General features: G+C 41.9%; 24 protein-coding genes and 1 tRNA gene. 21 read left to right on the forward strand and 4 right to left on the reverse strand.

Features of this window, described 5'->3' with window-relative positions; all coding sequences use genetic code 11:
• The first annotated feature begins 57 nt into the window (after nucleotides 1-57).
• From ACLTD4_RS13315 to rsmG, 9 genes are all read left to right on the forward strand, one after another.
• Nucleotides 58-675 carry an ECF transporter S component gene (locus ACLTD4_RS13315; RefSeq protein ID WP_006778075.1) on the forward strand — a complete coding sequence of 206 codons (618 nt, stop codon included), beginning with the start codon at nucleotides 58-60 and terminating at the stop codon, nucleotides 673-675.
• 200 nt (nucleotides 676-875) lie between these two features.
• Nucleotides 876-1,010: a 50S ribosomal protein L34 gene (gene rpmH / locus ACLTD4_RS13320; protein WP_006778076.1), complete on the forward strand. Its 135-nt coding sequence runs from the start codon at nucleotides 876-878 to the stop codon at nucleotides 1,008-1,010.
• 85 nt (nucleotides 1,011-1,095) lie between these two features.
• Nucleotides 1,096-1,440 carry a ribonuclease P protein component gene (gene rnpA / locus ACLTD4_RS13325; RefSeq protein WP_006778077.1) on the forward strand — a complete coding sequence of 115 codons (345 nt, stop codon included), beginning with the start codon at nucleotides 1,096-1,098 and terminating at the stop codon, nucleotides 1,438-1,440.
• Nucleotides 1,441-1,444: 4 nt separating this feature from the next.
• Nucleotides 1,445-1,660, forward strand: a complete 216-nt coding sequence (gene yidD, locus ACLTD4_RS13330) for a membrane protein insertion efficiency factor YidD (RefSeq protein WP_080568754.1) — start codon at nucleotides 1,445-1,447, stop codon at nucleotides 1,658-1,660.
• A 54-nt stretch (nucleotides 1,661-1,714) separates the two neighbouring features.
• Nucleotides 1,715-3,004 carry a YidC/Oxa1 family membrane protein insertase gene (locus ACLTD4_RS13335; protein ID WP_006778078.1) on the forward strand — a complete coding sequence of 430 codons (1,290 nt, stop codon included), beginning with the start codon at nucleotides 1,715-1,717 and terminating at the stop codon, nucleotides 3,002-3,004.
• Nucleotides 3,005-3,016: 12 nt separating this feature from the next.
• Nucleotides 3,017-3,934 carry an RNA-binding cell elongation regulator Jag/EloR gene (gene jag, locus ACLTD4_RS13340; protein ID WP_006778079.1) on the forward strand — a complete coding sequence of 306 codons (918 nt, stop codon included), beginning with the start codon at nucleotides 3,017-3,019 and terminating at the stop codon, nucleotides 3,932-3,934.
• A 79-nt stretch (nucleotides 3,935-4,013) separates the two neighbouring features.
• The gene (mnmE, locus tag ACLTD4_RS13345; protein ID WP_006778080.1) at nucleotides 4,014-5,387 is read left to right on the forward strand and encodes a tRNA uridine-5-carboxymethylaminomethyl(34) synthesis GTPase MnmE; all 1,374 of its coding nucleotides are present in this window, start codon (nucleotides 4,014-4,016) and stop codon (nucleotides 5,385-5,387) included.
• Between the two features lie 24 nt (nucleotides 5,388-5,411).
• On the forward strand, nucleotides 5,412-7,334 hold the full coding sequence (gene mnmG / locus ACLTD4_RS13350; protein WP_006778081.1) for a tRNA uridine-5-carboxymethylaminomethyl(34) synthesis enzyme MnmG: 1,923 nt from the start codon (nucleotides 5,412-5,414) through the stop codon (nucleotides 7,332-7,334).
• Nucleotides 7,324-8,049, forward strand: a complete 726-nt coding sequence (rsmG, locus tag ACLTD4_RS13355) for a 16S rRNA (guanine(527)-N(7))-methyltransferase RsmG (RefSeq protein WP_006778082.1) — start codon at nucleotides 7,324-7,326, stop codon at nucleotides 8,047-8,049. Before mnmG ends, rsmG begins: the two co-directional genes overlap by 11 nt.
• A gap of 118 nt (nucleotides 8,050-8,167) precedes the next feature.
• Here the strand turns inward: rsmG and ACLTD4_RS13360 are convergent, their stop codons facing one another.
• Entirely contained in the window at nucleotides 8,168-9,118 is a 951-nt protein-coding gene (locus tag ACLTD4_RS13360) for an alpha/beta hydrolase (RefSeq protein ID WP_006778083.1), read from the reverse strand.
• A gap of 232 nt (nucleotides 9,119-9,350) precedes the next feature.
• Here ACLTD4_RS13360 and ACLTD4_RS13365 point away from each other — a divergent pair, with 232 nt between their 5' ends.
• From ACLTD4_RS13365 to ACLTD4_RS13390, 6 genes are all read left to right on the forward strand, one after another.
• On the forward strand, nucleotides 9,351-10,121 hold the full coding sequence (locus ACLTD4_RS13365; RefSeq protein ID WP_006778084.1) for a ParA family protein: 771 nt from the start codon (nucleotides 9,351-9,353) through the stop codon (nucleotides 10,119-10,121).
• On the forward strand, nucleotides 10,121-11,071 hold the full coding sequence (locus ACLTD4_RS13370) for a ParB/RepB/Spo0J family partition protein (RefSeq protein WP_006778085.1): 951 nt from the start codon (nucleotides 10,121-10,123) through the stop codon (nucleotides 11,069-11,071). The genes ACLTD4_RS13365 and ACLTD4_RS13370 overlap by 1 nt, the downstream gene beginning before the upstream one ends.
• 22 nt (nucleotides 11,072-11,093) lie before the next feature.
• Nucleotides 11,094-11,594, forward strand: a complete 501-nt coding sequence (locus ACLTD4_RS13375; protein WP_006778086.1) for a DUF4446 family protein — start codon at nucleotides 11,094-11,096, stop codon at nucleotides 11,592-11,594.
• 240 nt (nucleotides 11,595-11,834) lie between these two features.
• A complete protein-coding gene (gene gdhA, locus ACLTD4_RS13380; RefSeq protein WP_006778087.1) occupies nucleotides 11,835-13,169 on the forward strand; it encodes an NADP-specific glutamate dehydrogenase in 1,335 nt (444 codons plus the stop codon).
• A 147-nt stretch (nucleotides 13,170-13,316) separates the two neighbouring features.
• On the forward strand, nucleotides 13,317-14,195 hold the full coding sequence (locus ACLTD4_RS13385; RefSeq protein ID WP_006778088.1) for a DUF3881 family protein: 879 nt from the start codon (nucleotides 13,317-13,319) through the stop codon (nucleotides 14,193-14,195).
• Between the two features lie 139 nt (nucleotides 14,196-14,334).
• Nucleotides 14,335-14,411: transfer RNA gene (locus ACLTD4_RS13390), tRNA-Arg, on the forward strand.
• A gap of 255 nt (nucleotides 14,412-14,666) precedes the next feature.
• Here ACLTD4_RS13390 and xerC read toward each other — a convergent pair.
• Together xerC and ACLTD4_RS13400 are read right to left on the reverse strand one after the other, a co-directional pair.
• Nucleotides 14,667-16,079, reverse strand: a complete 1,413-nt coding sequence (gene xerC, locus ACLTD4_RS13395) for a tyrosine recombinase XerC (RefSeq protein WP_006778089.1) — start codon at nucleotides 16,077-16,079, stop codon at nucleotides 14,667-14,669.
• A 14-nt stretch (nucleotides 16,080-16,093) separates the two neighbouring features.
• Nucleotides 16,094-16,300 carry a helix-turn-helix domain-containing protein gene (locus tag ACLTD4_RS13400; RefSeq protein WP_006776437.1) on the reverse strand — a complete coding sequence of 69 codons (207 nt, stop codon included), beginning with the start codon at nucleotides 16,298-16,300 and terminating at the stop codon, nucleotides 16,094-16,096.
• A gap of 606 nt (nucleotides 16,301-16,906) precedes the next feature.
• Here ACLTD4_RS13400 and ACLTD4_RS13405 point away from each other — a divergent pair.
• The 6 genes from ACLTD4_RS13405 (at nucleotide 16,907) to ACLTD4_RS13430 (ending at nucleotide 21,458) form a co-directional block, all read left to right on the forward strand.
• Entirely contained in the window at nucleotides 16,907-17,263 is a 357-nt protein-coding gene (locus ACLTD4_RS13405) for a BlaI/MecI/CopY family transcriptional regulator (protein ID WP_006776439.1), read from the forward strand.
• Nucleotides 17,264-17,276: 13 nt separating this feature from the next.
• The gene (locus tag ACLTD4_RS13410) at nucleotides 17,277-18,497 is read left to right on the forward strand and encodes a M56 family metallopeptidase (protein ID WP_006776440.1); all 1,221 of its coding nucleotides are present in this window, start codon (nucleotides 17,277-17,279) and stop codon (nucleotides 18,495-18,497) included.
• A gap of 11 nt (nucleotides 18,498-18,508) precedes the next feature.
• Complete coding sequence (locus tag ACLTD4_RS13415; RefSeq protein WP_006776441.1) at nucleotides 18,509-18,955, forward strand: hypothetical protein; 447 nt, start codon at nucleotides 18,509-18,511, stop codon at nucleotides 18,953-18,955.
• A gap of 32 nt (nucleotides 18,956-18,987) precedes the next feature.
• Nucleotides 18,988-19,428, forward strand: a complete 441-nt coding sequence (locus ACLTD4_RS13420; protein WP_006778090.1) for a hypothetical protein — start codon at nucleotides 18,988-18,990, stop codon at nucleotides 19,426-19,428.
• A 133-nt stretch (nucleotides 19,429-19,561) separates the two neighbouring features.
• Nucleotides 19,562-20,791 carry a hypothetical protein gene (locus ACLTD4_RS13425; protein ID WP_006776443.1) on the forward strand — a complete coding sequence of 410 codons (1,230 nt, stop codon included), beginning with the start codon at nucleotides 19,562-19,564 and terminating at the stop codon, nucleotides 20,789-20,791.
• Between the two features lie 124 nt (nucleotides 20,792-20,915).
• Nucleotides 20,916-21,458: a sigma-70 family RNA polymerase sigma factor gene (locus ACLTD4_RS13430; RefSeq protein ID WP_006778091.1), complete on the forward strand. Its 543-nt coding sequence runs from the start codon at nucleotides 20,916-20,918 to the stop codon at nucleotides 21,456-21,458.
• Between the two features lie 38 nt (nucleotides 21,459-21,496).
• Here ACLTD4_RS13430 and ACLTD4_RS13435 read toward each other — a convergent pair whose 3' ends face one another.
• Entirely contained in the window at nucleotides 21,497-24,070 is a 2,574-nt protein-coding gene (locus ACLTD4_RS13435) for a peptidoglycan-binding protein (RefSeq protein ID WP_006776966.1), read from the reverse strand.
• Between the last annotated feature and the right edge of the window lie 98 nt (nucleotides 24,071-24,168).

Consider the following 24,168-nt stretch of genomic DNA (forward strand, 5'->3'; position numbering starts at 1 on the left):
ACGTAACGAATATTGCATTGTATCTTTTTTTAAAGAACAGTAGCAGGAGGTAGAAAAATGAATAAGAGAGTAAGGGACACTCGTTGGTTAACCAGTGTTGCACTTATGGCGGCCATTGTGATTTTATTGGCGAACACGCCGCTTGGCATGATTCAATTGCCGGTGATTAAGGCAACAACTGTACACATTCCCGTGATTTTGGGCGCTATTTTGCTGGGGCCATTGGCGGGGAGTATTCTGGGAGGAGTATTTGGCATCTGTTCCATGATAAGCAATACCACGGCTCCCACTTTGTTGTCGTTTGCGTTTTCCCCATTTATGAGTATGACGGGAATTCAGGGAGCGGCGAAGGCGGTATGGATTTCCGTGGGATGCAGAATTTTGATTGGACTGATATCCGGGTGGCTGTGGATACTTCTGAAAAAATGTAAGGTAAACACCATGATTGCGCTGCCGATTACGGGTTTTGCCGGTGCGATGACGAATACGGTGTTTGTCATGGGAAGTATTTATTTTCTTCTGGCAAAGGAGTATGCGGCGGCAAAGAGTGTGGCAATCGACGCAGTTTGGGGTCTGGTACTCGGAACAGTGACGGCATCGGGAATTCCGGAGGCCATTGCTGCGGCTGTTTTGGTGGCATTGATTGGAAAGGTTTTATTGAAGGTTGTAAAATAGCTGGTGATAAAATACTAAATATAGTTGTTAAATTTCATAAGACATACATATTATAGGGATGGCAAAAAAGCTGTCCCTATTTTTGCAAGTTTTCCTTGACTTCACAGGATTTTTTCTATATAATTGGGTGGATGTTTAATTAGAATAGTCTTAATATGCTTATGCAAATAAGTTATTATAAAAGAGGAGGTGCCCGCATTATGAAAATGACATTTCAGCCTAAGAAGAGACAGAGAGCGAGAGTTCATGGATTCAGAGCTAGAATGAGCAGCCCAGGCGGAAGAAAAGTGTTAGCCGCAAGAAGAGCAAAAGGAAGAGCGAAATTATCAGCTTAATGAATCAGGCCGCAAGTGATTGTGGCCTTTTTTATACGCTCCGTTTGTGCTCGGCGCAGGAATTTGCATTGGATAGGGAGCATGCATGAAACGTTTTCATTCGATTAAAAAAAACAGTGATTTTCAGGTGGTTTACAGGACCGGGAAATCTTACGCCAACAAATTGTTGGTGATGTATGTGATTCGCAGGGACGAGCAGGAGACGAGAATCGGAATATCCGTTAGTAAAAAAGTTGGAAACAGTGTTGTAAGACATCGTGTGACAAGATTGATAAGAGAGAGTTTTCGGTTAAACAGAGCAGAGATTGAGACTGGATTAGACATCGTAGTGGTTGCAAGACCGGCAGCCAGAGATTCGGATTACAAAATGATTGAAAGTGCATTTGTGCACTTGTGCGGACTGCATAACATTAAAAAAGAATTGAAGTGATAAGATGATTAAAAAATTTATGATTCTGCTTATCAGGGGGTATCAGATTTTTCTATCTCCATTAAAAGTAAGATATCACTGTATTTACACACCTACGTGTTCTCAATACGCCATTGAGGCACTGCAAAAGTATGGTGTGTTGAAAGGCACATGGCTGGCTGCAAGGAGGATACTGCGGTGTCATCCCTGGGCTGAAGGCGGTTATGACCCAGTTCCGTAAATGAGGAAAGTTCCCTTCGACTCTAACTTGGGGAACAGTTGAGGAGGTAGTACTTTGGAGTTTTTGGTTTTGACTAAAACAAGTGGTTTTTTAGGTCCGATTGCAGAACTTTTAGGACTTATTATGGAGGGGCTTTTTCGATTTACCAGTTCATTCGGTATTTTGAATATTGGTTTATGTATCATTCTGTTTACTCTGGTTACCAAGTTATTGATGTTCCCGCTTACGATTAAGCAGCAGAAATCAAGTAAATTGATGTCGGTAATGCAGCCGGAGATTCAGGCGATTCAGAAGAAATATAAGGGCAAACAGGACCAGGAATCTATGATGAAGATGAACGTGGAGACCAAGGCTGTCTATGAGAAGTACGGCACTTCCATGACTGGCGGCTGTCTTCCTATGCTGATTCAGCTTCCGATTATGTTTGCGTTGTACCGTGTGATGTACAATATTCCGGCGTATGTTTCCACTGTGCGCCATTACTTTGATTTGATTATTGCAAAACTGCCATCAGGATTTGCATCCACCGAAGTATTTACAGGTCTTGCGGAAACTCACAAGCTGGCCGGTATGGATTATTCCAATATGGACAAGGTGGTTGATCTTCTCTATAAGCTGACAGACCGTCAGTGGGGTGAGATGACAGCGGCGTTTCCTGATATTGCGACGGTTGTAACCCAGACAGGGGAAAATGCAATCGAGAGCATTAACAAGATGCAGCAGTTTTTTGGTATTAATATAGCTTATACACCACTGAATGTAATTCTTGATTTCTTTAAGGGTGGTTCGGATATCACAGTTTTTGCGATGATTACTGCGCTTTTGATTCCGATTCTTTCCGGTTTGACACAGTGGTACAGTACGAAGTTGATGACTTCCGCCCAGCCTCAGACAGCAGAAGATGCTCCTGGTGGAAATATGATGAAGACCATGAATACTACCATGCCTTTGATGTCAGTGGTATTCTGTTTCTCCTTCCCGGTTGGTATCGGTATCTACTGGGTAGCCAGCAGTGTGTTCCAGGTGATTCAGCAGGTTGGTGTAAATGCATATCTGAATAAGATTGATATTGATGATTTGATTAAGAAGAATGTGGAGAAGGCCAACAAGAAACGGGCGAAAAAAGGTCTTCCACCTACAAGGATTACCCAGAATGCTTCCGCTACTCTGAAGAGTATTCAGGCGGCAGAAGAGAAGGAAGAGGCGGCCAGAGCACAGAAAATCGAGAAGTCCAAACAGATTATGAAGGATTCCACGGAATACTATAATATGGATGCGAAACCCGGAAGTCTGGCTTCGAAAGCGGCTATGGTGCAGAAGTATAACGAGAAGCACAACAAATAGGAGGGGTGACCTATGAATACGATTACAGTTTCTGCTAAAACACTGGATGAGGCAATTACGAAAGCGTTAATAGAATTGGGAACCACCAGTGATAATTTGGATTACACTGTCATTGATGAGGGCAGCGCCGGATTTCTTGGCATTATTGGCGCCAAACCGGTAAAAATCAGTGCGAAGAAAAAGAGGGAGTTAGATACCCTCGATGATTTCCTGGACAAAGACCAGGAGGCAAAGAAACAGCAGGAAGCAGCGAAGAGAGAAGCAAAGGCAGCTCAGAAGGCGGCAAAACCGGTTGAGAAAAAACCGGCGAAGCCTGTTCGGGAAAATAAACCTGTCAAGGAAGAGAAGGTTTATAAAGAAGAGAAAGTTGTAAAAGAGGAAAAAGCTGCTCCGGTAGAAAATCAGGAGAAACCTGTGGTGTCCTCCAAAAAATCAGTGGATGGCACAGTCTATGAGGAGACAGCTAAAAAGTTCCTGGTGCAGATGTTTGCAGCTATGAATATGGAAGTGGAGATTACAGCTTCCTATCATGAGGGTGATAAAGAGTTGTATGTGGATATGTCCGGCGCCGATATGGGAATTCTGATTGGCAAGAGAGGACAGACACTGGATTCCTTACAGTATCTGGTAAGCCTTGTTGTGAATAAGGACTGCGACGGTTATGTTCGTGTGAAACTGGATACGGAGAATTACCGGGCAAGAAGAAAAGATACGCTGGAGACATTGGCAAAGAATATTGCTTATAAGGTGAAACGGACGAGACGTTCTGTTTCTCTGGAGCCTATGAATCCTTATGAGAGAAGAATCATTCATTCCGCGTTGCAGAATGATAAATTCGTGATTACCCGCAGTGAGGGGGAAGAGCCATTCAGACATGTGGTCGTTTCCTTAAAGAGAGAGAATCGGGAAAACAGGGATAAGAATAATTAACTGACATAGTAATATAGATTGGAAGGGGCTGTCACGGTGTGGCAACCCCTGAATCTCTTTTAGAGTTTGAGGGAGAAGCATGAAGACAGATACCATTGCAGCCATTGCCACGGCGATGAGCAGTTCGGGGATTGGAATTATACGAATCAGTGGGGAGCAGGCATTTTCGGTTCTTCAGGAAATATTTCGGACGAAGCAGGGGAAAAAACTGGATAAGATAGTTTCTCATCGGGTTCATTATGGACATATCTATGATGGGAATGAGATGATTGATGAGGTGCTGGTTCTGGTTATGAGAGGACCGCACAGCTACACGGCTGAAGATACGGTTGAGATTGACTGTCACGGCGGTGTATTGATGATGAAAAAAATACTGGAGACAGTAATTAAATATGGTGCAAGACCGGCGGAGCCGGGGGAATTTACCAAGAGAGCTTTTTTGAATGGAAGGATTGATTTGTCCCAGGCGGAAGCTGTGATAGGGGTTATCAATGCCAAAAACCAGTATGCATTAAAAAGTTCGGTAAGCCAATTGGCTGGGTCTGTGTCGGATAGAATTAAGAGATTAAGAGAACAGATTATCTATGAGATTGCATTTATTGAGTCGGCTTTGGATGACCCGGAGCATATTTCGTTAGATGGGTATGGGGAGAAGCTGCTTGGCAATCTGGAACCGATGATTCAGGAGATGGAGAAGCTGGTATCATCGGCAGATAACGGGAGAGTCATGACGGAAGGTGTCAGGACAGTGATTCTCGGAAAACCCAATGCAGGGAAATCCTCTCTTATGAATGTGCTGGTTGGGGAAGAGCGGGCCATAGTGACAGATGTGGCCGGGACAACCAGGGATACGCTGGAGGAACATATCAGGCTTCAGGGAATCAGTTTGAATATTATAGACACTGCGGGAATCCGGGAGACGGAGGATGTGGTGGAGAAAATCGGCGTATTGAAGGCCAGGAACATGGCGGATGAGGCGGATTTAATTATATTTGTCGTGGACGCGTCGATACCTCTTGATGAAAATGATGAGGAGATTATCGAGTTAATCAGGAATAAAAAGGCTGTTGTTTTGTTGAATAAGACAGATTTGGAAATGACGGTGACGAAGGAATATCTGGAGGAGAAAACCGGTCATGTGGTGATTCCTGTTTCGGCCAAGGAGGAGACAGGGATAGAGCTTTTGGAGCAGGAGATTAAGTCCATGTTTTATCAGGGTGAGATAGATTTTAATGATGAGGTTACTATCACCAATGTGAGACATAAGACAGCCCTGGTGGAAGCTCTGGCAAGTCTTCGGATGGTCAGACAGAGTGTGTGTGACGGGATGCCGGAGGACTTTTATTCGATTGATTTGATGAATGCTTATGAAGTGCTGGGCTCGGTGATTGGGGAAGCAGTGGAAGAGGACCTGGTCAATGAGATATTCAGCAAGTTTTGTACCGGTAAATAGATGGAGAGAAAGAGGGATGATGTCATGCCTAATTTAGAGGAGACATATGATATTGTAGTTGTCGGGGCGGGACATGCCGGCTGTGAGGCGGCCCTGGCTTGTGCGAGGCTGGGACTGGAGACGATTATGTTTACGGTCAGCGTGGACAGTATTGCTTTGATGCCCTGTAACCCTAATATTGGCGGCAGCTCTAAGGGACATCTGGTGCGGGAGCTGGATGCGCTGGGCGGAGAGATGGGAAAGAATATAGACAAGACCTTTATTCAATCCAAAATGCTGAATGAATCCAAAGGACCGGCGGTACACTCGCTGCGCGCCCAGGCGGACAAGCAGGAATATTCCAGGAATATGAGACAGGTGCTTGAGAACACGGACCATCTGACGGTGCGGCAGGCGGAAGTGTCGGAAATTCTTGTGGAGGATGGCAGGATACAGGGAGTGAGGACCTATTCCGGTGCGGTGTATCACAGTAAGGCAGTTATTCTTGCTACGGGGACTTATCTGAAGGCGAGATGTATTTACGGGGATGTGAGCAATGCGACAGGGCCAAATGGCCTTCAGGCGGCGAATCATCTGACGGATTCTCTGAAAGCTCATGGAGTTGAGATGTTCCGGTTTAAGACAGGGACACCGGCCCGTGTGGATAGGAGGAGTATTGATTTTTCGAAGATGGAGGAACAGTTTGGGGATGAGAGAGTGGTGCCATTTTCTTTCTCTACCGATCCGGAATCAATACAGAAGGAACAGGTATCCTGCTGGCTGACTTACACGAATTCCAATACTCACGAGATAATCCGTGCAAATCTGGATCGTTCTCCACTGTTTTCCGGAGCAATTGAAGGGACGGGGCCAAGATATTGTCCTTCTATCGAGGATAAGGTAGTGAAGTTCCCGGATAAGGACAGGCATCAGGTATTTGTAGAGCCGGAAGGGCTTTATACTAATGAAATGTATCTGGGCGGGATGTCCAGTTCTCTGCCGGAGGATGTGCAGTATGCCATGTATCGCACGGTGCCAGGATTGGAGCAAGTTAAAATTGTTCGAAATGCATATGCAATAGAGTATGATTGTATCAATGCCCTTCAGCTGAAACCGACGCTGGAATTTAAGAAAATTGAGGGATTGTTCAGCGGTGGTCAGTTTAACGGCAGTTCAGGGTATGAGGAGGCTGCAGTTCAGGGATTTATGGCGGGGGTGAATGCAAGTATGAAGATACTTGGAAGAGAGCCTTATGTACTGGACAGGTCACAGGCTTATATTGGAGTTCTGATTGACGATTTGGTGACGAAAGAAAATCATGAGCCATATCGGATGATGACGTCCAGGGCGGAATATCGCCTTCTTTTACGCCAGGATAATGCAGACTTGCGGTTGAGGAAAATCGGTTATGAGATTGGACTTGTCAGCAGGGAAGATTATGAGAAGCTGGTGGAGAAAGAGAAGAATATTGAGAGAGAAGTAGACAGGCTGGAACATACCAATATTGGAGCTAATAAGCAGGTACAGGAATTTTTAGAGAGCCATGGAAGTACGGCCTTGAAAACAGGGGCAACTTTGGCGGAACTTGTCCGCAGGCCGGAGTTAAATTATTTTATGTTAACTGAAATAGATTCGGAAAGGCCGGATTTATCAGCAGATACAGCAGAACAGGTTAACATAAATATAAAATATGAGGGATACATTAAACGGCAGCAACAGCAGGTATCACAGTTTAAAAAACTGGAGAGAAAGAAGTTGGATGAGAAGTTTGATTATAATTCGGTCAAGGGATTGAGGCGGGAAGCGATTCAGAAATTGAATGCTCATAAGCCGGTTTCTATTGGGCAGGCGTCCAGAATTTCGGGAGTATCACCGGCGGATATCTCGGTGCTTCTGGTATATCTGGAACAGCAGCGCCACCAGCATCAGGAATCGTGTACGGAATTGGAGGAGGAGAATGTTCGATAAATTTACAGAGTTGATGAGAGAAGAATTATCGGAGTTTTCTATTGAATTATCGGAGCATCAATTGCATCAATTTTATCAATATTTTGAATTGTTAGTGGAATGGAATAAAGTTATGAATTTGACGGCTATCACGGAGCTGGAGGATGTGGTGACAAAACATTTTGTAGATAGTCTTTCACTGGTAAAAGCTGTGTCGGATTTGAGTGATGAGAAGATTCTTGATATGGGAACGGGAGCCGGATTTCCGGGGATTCCTTTAAAGATTGCGTTTCCTGAATTGAAGATTACGTTGCTGGATTCTTTGAATAAAAGAATCAACTTTTTAAATGAAGTGATAGGACAACTGCAGTTAGGTGAGATTCAGGCCGTCCATGGACGAGCTGAGGATTATGGAAGAGATAAACTGTATCGGGAGCAGTATGATTATTGTGTATCCCGGGCGGTGGCAAATCTTTCTACCTTATCAGAGTATTGTATGCCTTATGTGAAGATAGGAGGAGCATTTATTCCTTATAAATCTGGAAAGATAGAAGAGGAGTTGAATCAGGCAAAAGGTGCTGTGAAACTGTTAGGTGGAAAGATAGAAGAAGTTGTAACTTTTGTACTTCCAAAAACGGATGTGGAGCGGTCGTTTGTTATTGTTAGAAAGACGGAAGGAACGTCAAAAAAATATCCTCGAAAAGCAGGGCTTCCTAGCAAGGAACCATTGAAATAAGTAGTTGATAGAAATAAGAGGTAAACTAAAAGGTAGCTGGAAATAATCAAATTTCCAGCTACCTTTTTTATGGAATGTTTCACGTGAAACATTATCACTTATGTTATTACTTATTTTTTTAAGAAAAGAACATTTTAACGGTTGATACAAACTCCGCAGGCTTTTCCAACTGTGGAAGATATTTTGTATCTGGTAACAATGTATATTCAATAGCTGGATTATAGATAGTATATTCATTTAGTAAATCTTTTATATTATCCATACCGGCGCCGCCTATAATATAGATACTGTTATCAATTTTCTTAATCGCGTTAACTATATTTGCCTTAGTGTAGTTACAATGAACACTGGCATATACTGACTTGGGTGACAGGTTTAAATGGGCTGCCTCATAGTAGGAATTGACATAGCTCTCTCTGACAGAATATGGGTTATAAAAATACTGAGTAATAAAACTTTCTCTGATGGCCTGCTTGCTGGTTGCGATATGATAGAGCAAAGTACCAATAACCGGAAGGTCCAAAAATCCTTTATATAACTTTGCATATTTACCCGGAATCTGGCTGCAAGTCAGGATGCTGTCTGGGTTAATCAATAATAACTTATCAAATAACTCAGGGTTATTATTGCATGCCATGATAGCCAGAGCAGAAGAGTGGCCCGTAGATATCACATCAGTCCGATGTCCAATTTCTGATTTGACAAAGTCAGCGATTAACTGAACATACAAATAGTTGGTATAGGTAAGGCAAGGTTTCTCCGAACGCCCACAGCCAAGCAAGTCCATCGTATAAACCGTATACTCTTTACTTAAAGAAGAAACTACTTGATTCCATTCATAACCACTGGATGCCGCGTCAAGATCATGAATCAACAGCAGAGGTTTCCCGCTGCCACTTTTTGTATAATGGATATTACCAAATCTCCATCGATAACAAAAAGATTCCGGTTCCTCCAGTATGTTTTTTGAAGTAGCAGAAATCTTAATACATTTATTAATAAGTGCCGTTGCCGCAACCGCACTGCTCGATAAAATCAGCATAGTCAGTAATTTATTTTTATTAGTCATATATGACCTCCTTAAAAATCAGAGTAGCATTCCTTCTATATATAATATATCCCTATTATAATATAATACCCATCTTGTTACAACGCCAAAACCTATTAAATTATTCTTAAACTTCCCAAAATGTTTCACGTGAAACATTTTCTAAAAAATTTATACTCTTTTTCATGGAAAGACATAGGAAAAGAATAAAAAATGTGATATACTCATATTTGAATTGGAAAGGGAACGTACAATGGGAAGAATAATAGCAATAGCAAATCAAAAAGGCGGAGTTGGAAAGACTACAACTACCATAAATCTATCTGCATGTCTGGCAGAGGCGGGCCAAAAAGTTTTGTTAGTTGACTTTGACCCACAAGGGAATGCGACCAGTGGCGTTGGACTGGAAAAAGGATATATCGATAAGACTGTCTACGAACTGTTGGTAGACGAATGTCAAATTGAAGAATGCCTCGTAAAAGAAGTTCAGGAAAATCTGGACGTTCTTCCATCGGATGTAAATCTGGCGGGAGCAGAGATTGAGCTGCTTGATTTGGAAGATAAAGAATTATTACTGAAACAACAGCTGGATAAAATAAAGGACGATTACGATTATATTCTTATTGACTGTCCGCCAGCCCTCAGCTTGTTGACAATCAATGCATTGACAGCGGCCAACACCGTATTAATCCCAATTCAGTGTGAATATTACGCATTGGAGGGATTGAATCAGGTATTGAAAACTGTGGGTCTGGTACATAAAAAATTGAATCCTAATCTGGAAACAGAGGGCGTTGTATTTACCATGTATGATGCCCGGACCAATCTTTCCCTGGAAGTAGTGGAAAGTGTTAAGAGTACATTGAATCAGAATATATATAAGACCATTATTCCGAGAAATGTGCGTTTGGCGGAGGCCCCTAGTCATGGAATACCTATCAATTTATATGATTCCCGGTCCACAGGCGCAGAAAGTTATCGGTTGTTGGCGGCAGAAGTGATGAGTAGAGGAGAAGATATCTGATGGCAAAACGAACAGGATTAGGGAAGGGGCTTGGAGCAATCTTTGGGGAAGATGTAATGGACAGCGCCCAGGCCGACCAATTAAAAGAGGAAAAAGGCGAGTATAAAACTGGAAGAGAGAAAACCGTCAAAGCAGGTTCCAAGGAGGAGGAAGAAACAGGGAAAGAAATAACCTTGAAACTTTCCCAGATAGAACCAAACACCGGACAGCCAAGAAAAGATTTTAATCCGGAAATGATACAGGAATTGGCTGGTTCCATTCGGCAATATGGAGTATTACAGCCTCTTCTGGTACAGAAAAAGGGCGACCACTACGAGATTATCGCCGGAGAGCGCCGCTGGAGAGCGGCAAAAGAGGCCGGTTTAAAAGAAATTCCAGTAGTTATTCGTGAATACACGAAACAGCAGACGATGGAAATTGCACTGATAGAGAATGTACAGCGGGAAGATTTAAATCCTATTGAGGAAGCACAGGCCTATCAGCAGTTGATGCAGGAGTTTGATTTGACTCAGGAAGAAATCGCCGCCAGAGTATCCAAAAACAGGGCTACCATCACCAATAGTATGCGTCTGTTAAAGCTGGACAAGAGAGTTCAGGAGATGCTGACACAGGGAATGATTTCCAGTGGACATGCCCGTGCTCTGCTGGCATTGGAGGATGGAGAACAGCAATATCAGGTGGCATTAAAGATTGCATCGGAAAGATTGAGTGTCCGTGATGTAGAAAAATTGGTGAAACAGCTGAGCAAACCGAAGAAAGCTAAGAAGGTGGAGGAAGAGGAGCGGGATTTGAGCTTTATTTTCAAAGACCTGGAAGAGCGGATGAAACAGATTATGGGCACAAAAGTTAATATAAATAAAAAAGACAGGAATAAAGGTAGAATAGAGATTGAATACTATTCAGAGGCGGAACTGGAGCGTCTGGTGGAATTAATCGAATCCATAAGATAGAACCTGGAAGTGAGGAAACAAGATGGAAAACAGCATGCTGAGCAGCTGGTCAATTGACCCGGCTTTTATCATTTTAGGATTGGGAGTTGTAACACTGATACTGTTGGTGATTACCATTGTATGTGTGGTGCAAATCAGAAAGTTATATCGAAGATATGATATCTTTATGAGAGGGAAAGATGCGGAAACATTGGAGGATACCATCTTTGGACTTATCGATGAGCTGAAGGAGATGAAGGCGGAGGACAAGGCGAATAAAGAGGCAATTCGGGTTCTTACTAGAAATGTGAGAGGAACTTATCAGAAATTCGGCATGGTGAAGTACAATGCATTTAAGGGAATGGGCGGCAATTTGAGTTTTGCGTTTGCCCTGCTTGATTTGAACAATACGGGATTTGTGTTGAATTCCGTACACAGCAGAGAGGGATGTTACCTGTATATCAAGATTGTGGAGAAAGGTGAGACGGAGGTACTTCTCGGCAGTGAAGAGAAAGAAGCGTTAGAGCAGGCACTTGGCTATTAATGTTATTAATTTATTGACAACAAAATAACGAAAAAAATAGTCTAGACTTCTTGACGTTAGCACATTAACTTGTTATAATTTTTTACAATGACACAAAAGGGTAATTAGAGTTCTGTTCCATGTCTTCAGATACAAAGGTCAGAACTCTTTTTCATTCACAGAGAGACCCACTCCGTGAGACAGTTGGTGCCAGAACATATAAAGTTGGAATAATTTTATAGGAAGAGGAGGACATGTAATATGTCATATGTTGATGAAATCTATGCAAGAGTTGTGGAACAGAATCCGGGAGAGAATGAGTTCCATCAGGCGGTAAAAGAGGTATTGGATTCATTAAAACTTGTCATTGATGCCAACGAGGAGAAATACAGAAAGGTAGCTCTGCTGGAGCGTCTGGTTGAGCCGGAGAGAGTGATCTCATTCCGTGTGCCGTGGGTAGATGACAATGGTCAGGTACAGGTGAACAAGGCATACCGCGTTCAGTTTAACAGCGCTATCGGACCATACAAGGGAGGTCTTCGTTTTCATCCATCCGTAAATCAGGGTATTCTGAAGTTCCTGGGATTTGAGCAGACATTTAAAAACTCACTCACCGGCCTTCCAATCGGCGGCGGTAAAGGCGGTTCCAACTTTGACCCGAAGGGCAAATCAGACAGAGAGGTGATGGCTTTCTGCCAGAGCCTTATGACAGAGCTTTACAAATATATCGGTAAGGACCAGGATGTGCCAGCTGGAGATATCGGTGTTGGCGCCAGAGAGATTGGTTATCTGTACGGAGAGTATAAGAGAATCACCGGTCTTTATGAGGGGGTTCTGACAGGCAAGGGCCTTACCTACGGCGGTTCCTTGATTCGTACCCAGGCTACCGGCTATGGCCTGGTATATATTCTGGACGAGATGTTAAAGAACAACGGAAAAGAATTGAGCGGCAAAACCGTACTTGTATCCGGTTCCGGAAATGTAGCAATCTATGCAGTAGAGAAGGTACACGAGCTGGGCGGAAAAGTAGTTGCCATGAGCGATTCCAACGGATATATCTATGATAAAGATGGCATCAAGCTTGATATTGTGAAAGATATCAAGGAAGTGCGCAGAGGCAGAATCAAGGAGTATGTGGATGCGGTTCCAACAGCTGTCTACACAGAAGGAAAAGGTATCTGGACCATCCCATGTGATATCGCCCTTCCATGTGCAACCCAGAATGAGTTGAATCTGGATGATGCGAAGGCCCTGTTTGAGAATGGCTGCTTCGCAGTAGCAGAGGGCGCCAACATGCCATCTACCAGAGAGGCAACAGATTTCTTCGTGGAGAAGAAAATGCTGTTCATGCCAGGTAAAGCAGCCAACGCCGGTGGCGTGGCAACATCCGCTCTGGAGCAGTCCCAGAACAGCCAGAGACTGAGCTGGACAGCAGAGGAAGTCGATGCCAAGTTAAAGGGTATTATGGTCAATATCTTTGCAAAAGCAGATGATGCTGCAAAACGCTACGGTGTGGCGGGCAACTATGTGGCCGGCGCCAATATTGCAGGTTTTGAGAAGGTTGTGGAAGCAATGATGGCACAGGGAGTTGTGTAGAAGTTGTTTTGTAAGTTATAAAATTAACAAATCATTTTTCTCTGGTAATCTACAAGGATATAGTATATAATAATAAGAGTTGTAAGGCGGAGGACTTTCTTTCGCCTTCTACTCGTTAAATTGCAGGTTATATCAGAAGGGGAAATCATGCATAAGTTTTTGCGCACAGTTGGTTTCAGTATGTATCAGAAAAAACGGGATATTGACAAGTTGATTCAGGGACTGGCAGAAGACAGGGATAAGATGAGAATTCTGCAGCTTGATTCGGAGGAGAGTCTTTGTGAGCTCCGTGTGGAGACCGCACCCGGGATGGGTATTGCTATTGTGGGGGGACTGGACGAGAGGGACCGTTTTGACGTAGAGTACTATTATCCATATTTTGTGAGTCATGAGAGGTCATCCATAGCGGACTGCTCCATTCAGCGTCATACGGAGAAGGAGACCTATGCGGGACTGTTGGATGATTACCGGGTAGGTATTTCCCTGATTTACTATGTGGAGAATATGATGGAATATCGGACACGGGAGCTGGCTCATGAGTCCGTCGATGTGGATTACGTAAGTCTCTCGGGACTCTGTGTCAATGGCAAGGTGCTGCTGCCCATCCAGAAGACACAGAAACAGATAGAGATGGCAAAGGTGGCGTCCAAGGACCGCAACAACTTGCTGGAAGCGGCGAAAAATGGAGATGAAGACGCCATGGAGACGCTGACTATCGAGGACATCGATTTATATTCCCAGGTTTCCAAGAGAATGATAAAAGAAGATATCTATTCAATTATAGACACCTGTTTCTTGCCATGCGGGATTGAGTGTGACCAGTATTCCGTGATTGGGGATATTCTTCATATTGATGTATTCAAGAACCGGATTACAGAGGAAGAGGTCTATGATTTTACACTGGACTGCAACGATATCATTTTCCATACGGCTATCAATAAGAAGGATTTGATTGGTGAACCGAAAGTAGGCCGCCGTTTCAAGGGCCAGATCTGGATGCAGGGAACCGCGAAATTCAAATCTTGACGAAAAGCCGGATTCTGTATATAATAGGTCTGTTACATTCTATACAAGTTTCTGTAGCTCAGCAGGATAGAGCGTCCGCCTCCTAAGAGAACTTAGAGCGCTCGCTTTTTGGGGATTCGCCCCACAAAATTTAATACGTGTTTCTGTAGCTCAGCAGGATAGAGCGTCCGCCTCCTAAGCGGAAGGCCAGCGGTTCGAATCCGCTCAGGAACACCAGACAGCCCGCCGAAAGCCTTGATTTTACTAGGTTTTCGGCTTTTTTGTTTTTGGTGAACCTTTTAAAATCTGCTAATAAAATTGTGTCCTTGCTAATAAATTCGGGTCTGCTAATACGAGGTGAACGGTTTTGGGCTGTTTTTACATGAAGTTCTGTTTGCTAATAAAATGGTCTTTTTTTGATCCCATGGTAAATATTTGGGGGCTGATTTGCTAATACGATTTTTCAGCCCCTAAAATTTTTTGCTAATAAGATTATTCTTTATTAGCAGACTGGACAGACTGGATGACTTGTATTAGCAAATCAGGGTTGGCCTGAAACAGGGTTTGCAGCGCCTGTTCTATCGCGCCGGGTTGGGCGATGACGGTTCCGCCATCGTTTCCGCTTGCTTCTTCCAGGCCATTGCCAAGGAAGTCATCCATCTTATGAGCAAGCTTTTCACGGTTGTCTTGGAAGGAATGTTTGCCGTAACGTCTGGTAAGCATCTCTAAGTTTGCCCAGCCTCCGGCCTGCATGACTGAATTAAAGTCTCCCTGGGATACAAACAGCTTTGCAGTGGCGCTTGTGTGACGAAGGCTGTGAAATACAATTTCTTCCGCTTTTATTTCCGGATCGTTCATTTCTACCAGAATCTCTTTAAAGCGCTTGTTTAAATGCTCAGTCATCATTGGGCGGCCGTTTGCCTGGCAGATTACCAGATTGTAGTCTATATATCCATCGGAGCCTAATTCTGCCTTTAATTTTTCCTGCATTTGTCTTAGTATTTGTAACGAATTGAGAACCATCTGCGGGACATCTACATCTCGCGCAGAATTATCAGTTTTAGGCTGCTTTAGGACAATACAGGTTTTCGCTCCGGGAATCAGATTGGGAAACTTGAACAGTATCCTTACTTTGGGCAGTTTCAAGTTTTTCTTACTGATCCGGTCAATGGCTCTGTCAATGTGAAATATCATTTTCTCATAATGGACACGGTCCCATTGCAGCCCGCCGATTTCGCCGCCGCGAATCGTGCAGCCTATGGCAATTAATACGGCGCAGTGAATCAGGTAGTAATCGTAATTGTCAGGGCGGCAGGTATATTTTAAAACCTTTAGGATTTGGTTAGGCTCCAGGACTACCCGCTCCTGTTCTTTATGCTCTGGAAGAGTTGCATTAAGGAACGGATTTTTCTTTCTGTAGTCCCAGCGCACGGCCAGATTAAAGGCACAGCGCAGGATTTTGTGAATGTCATGGATTGTGGACGCTGTAATGTGTTCTCTTGTGGGTTTCCCCATATTTGTGGCAGGCTCCGCTTCCTTTTCTAAAAAGTCGTAATAATCATCAATCATTTTGGTTGTGAGAGAAAGAAGCTTTTTATCACCTATATGAGGATGGACATAATTCTCCAGCAGCCCTACATTGCCATCATAGGTTGAGGCAGCCCATTTTTTATATCCATACTTCTCTATGAACTCATATAGAAATTCGCTGATGGTCATTTCTTTCAGACGGTTCTTTGATTCGTCACCTGTAGTCTGCTGTGCCTGTTCATGCTCAATTTTTGCCTTCATGGATTTTGCCGCAGAATACGTCAATCCAGATTCCCATTTCTGCTGTCGTTTGTCTCCTGTTCCCTCATAGTAAACTACGGAATATGTTTTACCTCGCTTTACAATAGATGCCATACTGATTCTCCTTTTTATTTTCGGGTATCAAGCCATTCATCGAAGGAGGGTTTTGAGACTCTGACATATTTACCAACCTTGACTGTCTTAAAAAGCGACTGTTTGCAAAGGTTGTATGCCATGCTGCGGCTGATCTGCAGGATGTCTGCTATCTCTTGAACCGAGTAGGTTCGCTTTTCTGAAACGGCTTGTTTCTCATGGTTAAATTCTCCAACTGCCATGTTTACTCCTTTCTTTTGCAGTTGAAAGGGGAAATCAGCATAATCCCTGTTTGTTGCTCTCCATATATCTTATACGTGGTGAACCTACGACTTTTCAACTGCAATTAGCAAATTATTTCTAAAATAACCATTGTTGGTTGCACAGTGTTTCAGATCATTTCCTGCGCCGGTCTTCCGCCGCGTATTTGCAGGCTGCCGCTATGAGGCAATTAGGCTGCGGGCGTGCTCCATGTTGTCATCGCACACAATCCACAGCACCTGTATAACTTCTGAACTGTGCTATAAATTTGTCAAGGTACATGCCGGAAAGGGAAAGTGACTTCGCTTTTCGTGGATTTTACTGTCTCAATAAGGAAATAAGGAATTTTTAGAAGTTTTCTGCAGAAATATAAAAAGATATGGTTCATGATGATTTATTTTAGAAAAGAAAAGCCCCGGGACTATAAATATCCAATCCTTGAGTATTATTTACACTATCCAGCCAGTCTTTCCATTTTTTTATCCGGTATCTATGAATGGTTTTAAAAATAACTTGACAGTTTCATTCTATTACAGTAGAATAAAAACACATTCTATTGCTATAGAACAAGAAAGCTGGTTCATTTTATGGAAAAAAGACTATTTGATAGCGAATTAAAGGTTATGGAAACTCTATGGGAAAATGGAGAGCTGTCCGCGAAACAGATTGCTGAGCTTCTGCGTCAGCAGATTGGCTGGAGCAAAACAACTACTTATACAGTATTAAAAAAGTGTATTGATAAAGAAATAATAAAAAGAAGTGATCCCAATTATATTTGCAGTGCCTGTATTTCAAAAGAAGATGTACGCCAATATGAGACACATGAATTGATTAATAAAATGTATGACGGAGCGCCGGATAAACTAGTTGCATCCATCATTGGAAATGAAAAAATGGACAAAGATATGATTAGGCATTTGAAGGAGCTTATACAGAACTTATGAAAGCGGAGGCGCTATGGAGGGAATTATTGCCGCTCATGTTTCCGGAAGCATCATGATTTGTTTCATTTTGTTATTACGGAAACTGTTTGTTTTTCACTTTGTTGGCAGCGCGTGGGCAATTTTTTGGAAGATATTAACCTTGCGTTTGTTATGTCCTTTTACAATCCGGTTGCCAGGAATAGAGCATTTCTTTATTACAGAAAAAAAGAACAGCCATATCCGTGATACGGCTGAAAGAATTGTGCAATACGAAAATAATATACCGAATGAGTTGGCGATAATGATACCGATAATCTGGGGGATAGGCGGACTGATTTGTATGGGGAAATTCGTAATACCACATATCAAAAATCGGAAAGTATATCAGATGGCTCTGCCACTAGAGAATGAGTCGGTGGCTATCTGGATAAAACGCCAGAGTTTACGCCGTAAAATATATGTCAAAGTATCTGATCGAATAATCACTCCTTTGACATATAGCATTTGGAAACCAGTCATTTTACTGCCAAGAATGGATGGGGAAATCGACGAACTGCACCTGGAACAAATTTTAGAACATGAACTGATTCATATTAAGCGGTTTGATGTACTGTTTAAATGGTTGTTGGCTTTCATCTGTGCTGTTTACTGGGTGAATCCTTTTATATGGATCATGTATTCATTTGCTAACCGGGATATTGAACTTGCCTGTGATGAAGCGGTTTTGAAATCCAGGAGCAAGGATTATAAGAAGAGCTACATACTTACATTGATATATTTAGAAGAAAAAAGAGTTAGAGGGGATTTCCTCTGTAATTTTTTCAGCAGATATCCAATGGAAGAAAGGGTACAGATAATGATTAGAAATGGAGATAAAAAAGCGTTAAAAAACATGATACTGCCAGCTATAGCGGCTCTTTTGATAGCGCTATTCAGTATAAGCTCCATGGCGGGGGAATATGACGGAGAGTGGTCTCCCAAAAATGAAAGGAGGGATAACCGTAATTTAACAGCTACTACAACAGATATTCAGATGCAACTGCCAATATTTCAGAAAAGATTACCAGATAATTTTGGTTCTCTAAGTGGAGGTGATTTTGATATTCCCACAATCATCATTAGAAAGTCCAAAGAAAACTATTCAGCTTGCGCTGTTGATAAGAACGGGACCGTTATTTATGAGGAGAGTGGAACTACCAAAAATGTGGAAGCTACACTGGAACATATTTATAATAAACTATTCCAACGTAATTAGGAGAAACGAATATGAGGATAGGTAAACACTTTTGGGTATTAATTATTGCCGTGCTCATTTCTTTATCAGCTATAAGCAGCGTAATGGCAGAAGAAATAAATTCTAATGTAACGGATATTCCAACCTTGGAAATAACTAGGGATGAAACAGGATGTTACTCTGTACTTGCAAAGGATCATGAAGGCAGTATCATTTTTACTGAAAAGGGATTGACGGGAACAATAGAGGATATTATAGAACATTCATACAGTAATATATTCCGGGCTGCGACAAAATCATGCACCCATATTCCCTGTAACCATGAAATTGTTACCGGGGGCATAAATCATGTAATCGACTGGGATACCGATATCTGTACTATGATTACAAATGATTTTTATAGATGTGCCTGCTGTGATCAGATTCTTGGGATAGTTCCAGGAAGTACCACGGTAGTTGGAACACACCCGGCACACTAAATAATTATCGTATAGAAGATGGAAGGTGAAATATGAGAAAATTTAAAAGCAATATATTAAAAGTTTCATTAGCAATGGGTCTGTTACTGTCGAGTTCATTTCCAGCCTATGCGGTTTCTACGGATTCTACCGTAGTAGGTGGCTGGGACGAAGATACAGGGTATTTTGTAAATGCAGATGCCTATAACAAAGCTATGGAGAAAAGAGGTCTTTTACGGTCAGATCCCGTTCATGAAGGAGAAAGGCAGAGGAAGGATCAGAGCGGCAATACTTATTTCCGAGCACATGGCTGGACCAGTTGGCCTGGGGTATATCATTACACGAGAGCAAGAATGGAGACATATGGAGGTAGTATTTTAACAGATTCAGGGCGTAAATGGGGGACAAGCGAAACCCAGGCAACATCACCGTGGCATAAGTTTGATCCAGATGTCAGTGACAGGGCCAGGACATATTATGGTTCCGAGGAATAATATTCTATCCTTGAATTTTTAAGTGACTTTATAAATTTTCAAGCAAAAATCCGAATGTGAGAAAATACATTCGGATTTTTGTCACATTTACTATAACCTTTACTTAAAGATAATACCTGTGGGAGAAAATAATATGATCAAAAGCAGCCGTATTTATAATTTTTTCTTTAAAAACAGTTTTAGCGTTTTATGTATTATGTTACTTACAGTATTTATTTTTATTGTGGGAATAACATTAACCTCTCTTACGATCTCAAAACCAACTTCAGAAAATAAAGAGCATGTTTCGATTGGTGAAAAACGCTATACTTTAATAGACAATTTTCTTGACGCGGATTCCTTTCGTGAGTTTAGGCATAATGATAAAAAGGTAAATATGCTGGGGGATTTTTATAACAAGCTTACAGGCATGGATAATGCTAAATTATTATCTATGTTTAATCAGTCTGTTGTTATAGATGATTTTCAGGGGGATGAAAAATTTTATTACCACACAAAGGAATTCCGTGATAAATTCCCAGATGCTGAACTTGCAATAAAGTCAATGCAAATGAATCAATTAGCCTTTGAGCACAATAAGTTGAAGGTAAAAAAAGGAAATATGCCTATATGGAATAAGATTAGTTTTAATGATAATACATTTCCTATCTTACTGGGGTCTTCCTATGAAGGAATATACAATATCGGAGACATTGTTAAGGGGAGTTTTTATACTAAAAATATAAATTTTCAAGTAATTGGGATTTTAGAAGATAACACCCAAGTATATTATAAAACTGATCCGGCATATATGTTGGACGAATATATTATTATACCGTATCCAGCAATGGCATGGACAGTCAATCCCAATGATTTTGTGTTCGAGGGCATCCTGTACTTTGCCTTAGTTAATTCAGATATTGTGATAGATTCCGATGAAAAAAATTTTTTGACTGGTATCCGCGCTATTGCCAATTCTACAGGCTTTGTTGATTTTTCTTTAGTCGGCATTGATGATCAGATAATCAAAAACCAAGAATTGATTTTTATGATATCAGAGCATCAACGTCTTATAGGCTGTATTTTAGTGGTTATGTATATCATACTCACGGCTGTTCTATATTGTCAGCTAAAAGTACACTTAAAGAAGAATGATATTTCAGGTCAACCCGTGTTTAATGGTCCTTCTGATAGAAAAAAATTTTTTCGTAAATATAGTATGTTTTATGTGATAAGCTTTATACTGTCGTTGGTTCTGCAGTTAAGATTAATTCCACGAATATTTTTGGGTGTTTTTGCTGCTGAACTTTTGATTTTAGGTAGTGTGTATCTAATAGTGAGCCTTGCTTATTATAAAATGTTTCTAAAAGAAAATATGAAATAAGAACTGCTTATTTTAGGGTTTTAAATAAGCACAAAGTACCATTAAAAATTTAATAAAATGTTAATGTGTATGCTGTTTCCAATCCGTGAGGTTAATTCCTTTTTTATAAAAAAAGGAGTTACACATGGAAAGGGACAAATTATGCAGTAAAATTAGGGATTATAAAAATGGCAATCGGATTGCATTAAATGAGATTATCAGTCAAATGACACCATTGGTTAAAAAATTTGCACGAAAATGTTTTTTTATGGAATACGATGATGCCTTTCAAGAATTTTCAATGGTGTTAATTGAGGCAGTCTCTAAAATCCGTACATATGAAAATGACGGTCAGTGTATTGTCTATATTAACACCTGTTTTAAAAACAAATACTGTTTGTTATGTAAAAACTATTATATCTATAAAGAGATTGAAGAGTTATACGAAAACAAAGATATCCCGTCACAGATAGAGTGTTTTAGCGATATCATTTTTATTATTGATATAAGCCGATATATTAACCAGATAGAATGTGATAGCCATAAAAAAATTGCAGAGCTGTACCTTGTGGAAGGAAAAAGTGATCGGGAGATATCGGAGACCCTCTGTATTTCCAGGCAATATGTTAACAGGGTACGAAGAAGATTGCTCAATGATCTGCGGACAGAATACTTTATGCAAAAATAGTTAGGGCGGTTCCATTATCGGAAACCGCCCACTATTTATTATGCTACTATTGCCACTTTAGCTGCGGCTCCCAGTACAGCTTTAGTTGCTGCAATGAGCCCGCTGATACCACCTGCAAGCAATAGTGCTTTAAATGCTATTGCAAGTCCGATAACCGCAGCTACACCTACCACCACATTAATTTCTTTACGATATTCGGTTACGAATTCCTCGACAAGTTCAAAAAAACGTGCTCCTGCAGAGTCATCTGATTTCAAACAAAGTGTGTATTTGAAAACAAAATTAACAGGTGGATACCCATCGGCAATTTGTACTTCTTTTTTAACCGCATATGAAATATAAAACCAGGTTCCATCTGCCTCTGTTCTGATTCCGCTTGCTACGACAGACGCACCAGTATCGAGAGACATATTGATATCGAAAACAATATCTGCCAAACTCTGGGCATCTTCAAGTCCTGATTCCTCAAAAGTAAGTGTAAGAGCTTCTGAAAGAGCAATCTCCTGGGACATTGCAATACCGCCCTCCACATCGAAGGTAACAGCATTCGGATTATTGATGCTGTTGTCAAAGATAGTTGTATCAGCACTTGCCTCAACAAGGGCTTTGCCATTAGGAGGCATGGGGATTGTAGCTTCGTAATTCAAAGTAATCTGCTCAGAGGGAAGTATGATATAACATGCATCCAGGAACTCCCTATAATGATCAACCAAAATTTCATTGATTTCTTCCTCTGTCGGAGGGGCAGGAAGTTCAATGGCTTCTCCTCCATTATCGCCATAACCATCTATCGTGGAATGATTGCGGTTATAAGTTCTTTGTTCCACCGCGTCTATTGTGGTATTTCCTTCAATCGTGGTGACATAATTTTCATCTCCATCAACGACAATCCCAGTATGAGCCACCCGGCCCAGTTCATCGTTGTAGAAGAAAATGACATCGCCTTTTTTGGGAATATAACCGCTGTTTCTCTTGTGATATTTCTGGCGGTTCTTGTACCATGTCATTCCAGACGGACACCATGCAAATTTGGGCACAAGGGTGTCGAGAACGCCTGCCTGGTATGCACAGTAAGAAACAAACATGGCACACCACGGACTTCTATTCATCTCATACCACTGTCCATAAGGCGTGATGTTATTTGCATTGTCTTCTGCAAATCCCCAGGCCAGCTCATGTTTTACCACATTCAGCAGTTTTTCTACACCGGTTCCTGGCACGTCAACCCGGTAAACTTCAAACAACTTTCTCCATGTGCCTCCGCCAACAATTCCGTCAGCTTCCAATCCATGCGTTGTCTGGAATGAGAGTGCAGCATTATGGGTTTCCTGTGAGAAAATACCATCAATCGGAATCTGGTAGCCCAATTCATTGAAAAGCCTCTGAAGGTAACGGGTCAAAGAACCATTAGAACCTAATTTCAAGGTAGAGGAAACTGTCCCGCCGCCTGCGGTTCCACCCAAAAGCAGAGCTTTAGTGGCATTGCCGATCATGCCGTCTGCTACCAGGTTATGATCTGTCTGGAACTGTAATACTGAGTTATAAACTTTTTCAGTTGCAATTCCATCTACAAATCCTACATCATAACCGCGGTTAACAAGTGCAGTTTGAAGCGGCCGGATTTCATCACGCATCTTTTCCCAGGTAACTGTATCAACCATTCCGTCAGCTGTCAGCCCTTTGCGGGTTTTGTAGCGGTCAACTGCAGATTTAGTTCCCGGTCCGTAAACTCCGTCCGTACCGTTTGGGTTGATACAACTGATTCTTAGCGCATACTGGAAATATAAAACTCTGGGTCCCCTGGACCCTGTTTTTAATGGCAATGCGTCGGTAGCGCCGTCTTCCACATCACTGAATAAAAGCTCATAAGTGGCAGGTCCTACCTGTCCATCGGCTGTAAGCCAGTTAGCCTCCTGGTATTTTTTTATTGTCTCAACCAACGCGGAGGTTGCCAATCCATCAACAATCGCAATACTGTAATTTCGTTCAAGCAGACGGCTCTGGATATCCGTAATTTGTCCTTTTAAAGTATTCCAGGTTGTGGTGTCTGCAATCCCGTTGTCCGTAATTCCGTATTTTGCCTGAAATTTTTTTACTGCCTCCGCAGTTCCGGAACCAAAAACTCCGTCCAGCGCGCCTGGACTACAGCACAAGATTCTAAGTCCGTACTGAAGGTAAAGAACGTAGTCTCCCCTGTCCCCAATCGACAAAGGCAGCATGGATTCATCGCCGCCCCCCTGATCTTCATTAAACAGCCTTGCGCGGGTCGCGGCCCCTACCATGCCATCTGCTGTTAGATCCCTGCTGCTCTGGAAACGAATGACTGCGTTATAGGTACTGTCCTTTGCAATACCGGTAATGGCTCCGGTATAGAACCCTTTGTTTTTTAATGCCTGCTGGATTGGTTTGATTTCTGCAAGCAGACAATTCCAGGTATCATTGCCAACAATTCCGTCAACTGTCAATCCCCACTCTTCCTGGAATTTCTCCACGGCGGCCTGTGTTCCGGGACCAAATGCTGAATCAATACTGCCTGGATTACAGCACATAATTTTAAGACCCTGCTGTAAATATTTTACCTGAATTCCTGTGTCTCCATTTTTTAGTAACATAAAACGTCCTCCATTCAAATTATTTGAATTTGCAAATTCATATAATAAAAAATAAAAAGGACGTTATTTGTAAACCGAAGTTTAATAAAACAATGTGG

This window comes from Hungatella sp. (genome assembly GCF_046966825.1).

Coding starts and splice junctions, on each gene's coding strand:
- ACLTD4_RS13435 (WP_006776966.1), bottom strand. CDS start 24,070: ATGTTACTAAAAAATGGAGACACAGGAATTCAGGTAAAATATTTACAG.
- ACLTD4_RS13375 (WP_006778086.1), top strand. CDS start 11,094: ATGGAAAACAGCATGCTGAGCAGCTGGTCAATTGACCCGGCTTTTATC.
- yidD (WP_080568754.1), top strand. CDS start 1,445: ATGATTAAAAAATTTATGATTCTGCTTATCAGGGGGTATCAGATTTTT.
- jag (WP_006778079.1), top strand. CDS start 3,017: ATGAATACGATTACAGTTTCTGCTAAAACACTGGATGAGGCAATTACG.
- ACLTD4_RS13365 (WP_006778084.1), top strand. CDS start 9,351: ATGGGAAGAATAATAGCAATAGCAAATCAAAAAGGCGGAGTTGGAAAG.
- ACLTD4_RS13400 (WP_006776437.1), bottom strand. CDS start 16,300: ATGGCAGTTGGAGAATTTAACCATGAGAAACAAGCCGTTTCAGAAAAG.
- rnpA (WP_006778077.1), top strand. CDS start 1,096: ATGAAACGTTTTCATTCGATTAAAAAAAACAGTGATTTTCAGGTGGTT.
- ACLTD4_RS13430 (WP_006778091.1), top strand. CDS start 20,916: ATGGAAAGGGACAAATTATGCAGTAAAATTAGGGATTATAAAAATGGC.
- ACLTD4_RS13410 (WP_006776440.1), top strand. CDS start 17,277: ATGGAGGGAATTATTGCCGCTCATGTTTCCGGAAGCATCATGATTTGT.
- rpmH (WP_006778076.1), top strand. CDS start 876: ATGAAAATGACATTTCAGCCTAAGAAGAGACAGAGAGCGAGAGTTCAT.
- mnmG (WP_006778081.1), top strand. CDS start 5,412: ATGCCTAATTTAGAGGAGACATATGATATTGTAGTTGTCGGGGCGGGA.
- mnmE (WP_006778080.1), top strand. CDS start 4,014: ATGAAGACAGATACCATTGCAGCCATTGCCACGGCGATGAGCAGTTCG.
- ACLTD4_RS13360 (WP_006778083.1), bottom strand. CDS start 9,118: ATGACTAATAAAAATAAATTACTGACTATGCTGATTTTATCGAGCAGT.
- ACLTD4_RS13420 (WP_006778090.1), top strand. CDS start 18,988: ATGAGAAAATTTAAAAGCAATATATTAAAAGTTTCATTAGCAATGGGT.
- ACLTD4_RS13405 (WP_006776439.1), top strand. CDS start 16,907: ATGGAAAAAAGACTATTTGATAGCGAATTAAAGGTTATGGAAACTCTA.
- ACLTD4_RS13415 (WP_006776441.1), top strand. CDS start 18,509: ATGAGGATAGGTAAACACTTTTGGGTATTAATTATTGCCGTGCTCATT.
- gdhA (WP_006778087.1), top strand. CDS start 11,835: ATGTCATATGTTGATGAAATCTATGCAAGAGTTGTGGAACAGAATCCG.
- ACLTD4_RS13370 (WP_006778085.1), top strand. CDS start 10,121: ATGGCAAAACGAACAGGATTAGGGAAGGGGCTTGGAGCAATCTTTGGG.
- ACLTD4_RS13315 (WP_006778075.1), top strand. CDS start 58: ATGAATAAGAGAGTAAGGGACACTCGTTGGTTAACCAGTGTTGCACTT.
- ACLTD4_RS13425 (WP_006776443.1), top strand. CDS start 19,562: ATGATCAAAAGCAGCCGTATTTATAATTTTTTCTTTAAAAACAGTTTT.
- xerC (WP_006778089.1), bottom strand. CDS start 16,079: ATGGCATCTATTGTAAAGCGAGGTAAAACATATTCCGTAGTTTACTAT.
- ACLTD4_RS13385 (WP_006778088.1), top strand. CDS start 13,317: ATGCATAAGTTTTTGCGCACAGTTGGTTTCAGTATGTATCAGAAAAAA.
- rsmG (WP_006778082.1), top strand. CDS start 7,324: ATGTTCGATAAATTTACAGAGTTGATGAGAGAAGAATTATCGGAGTTT.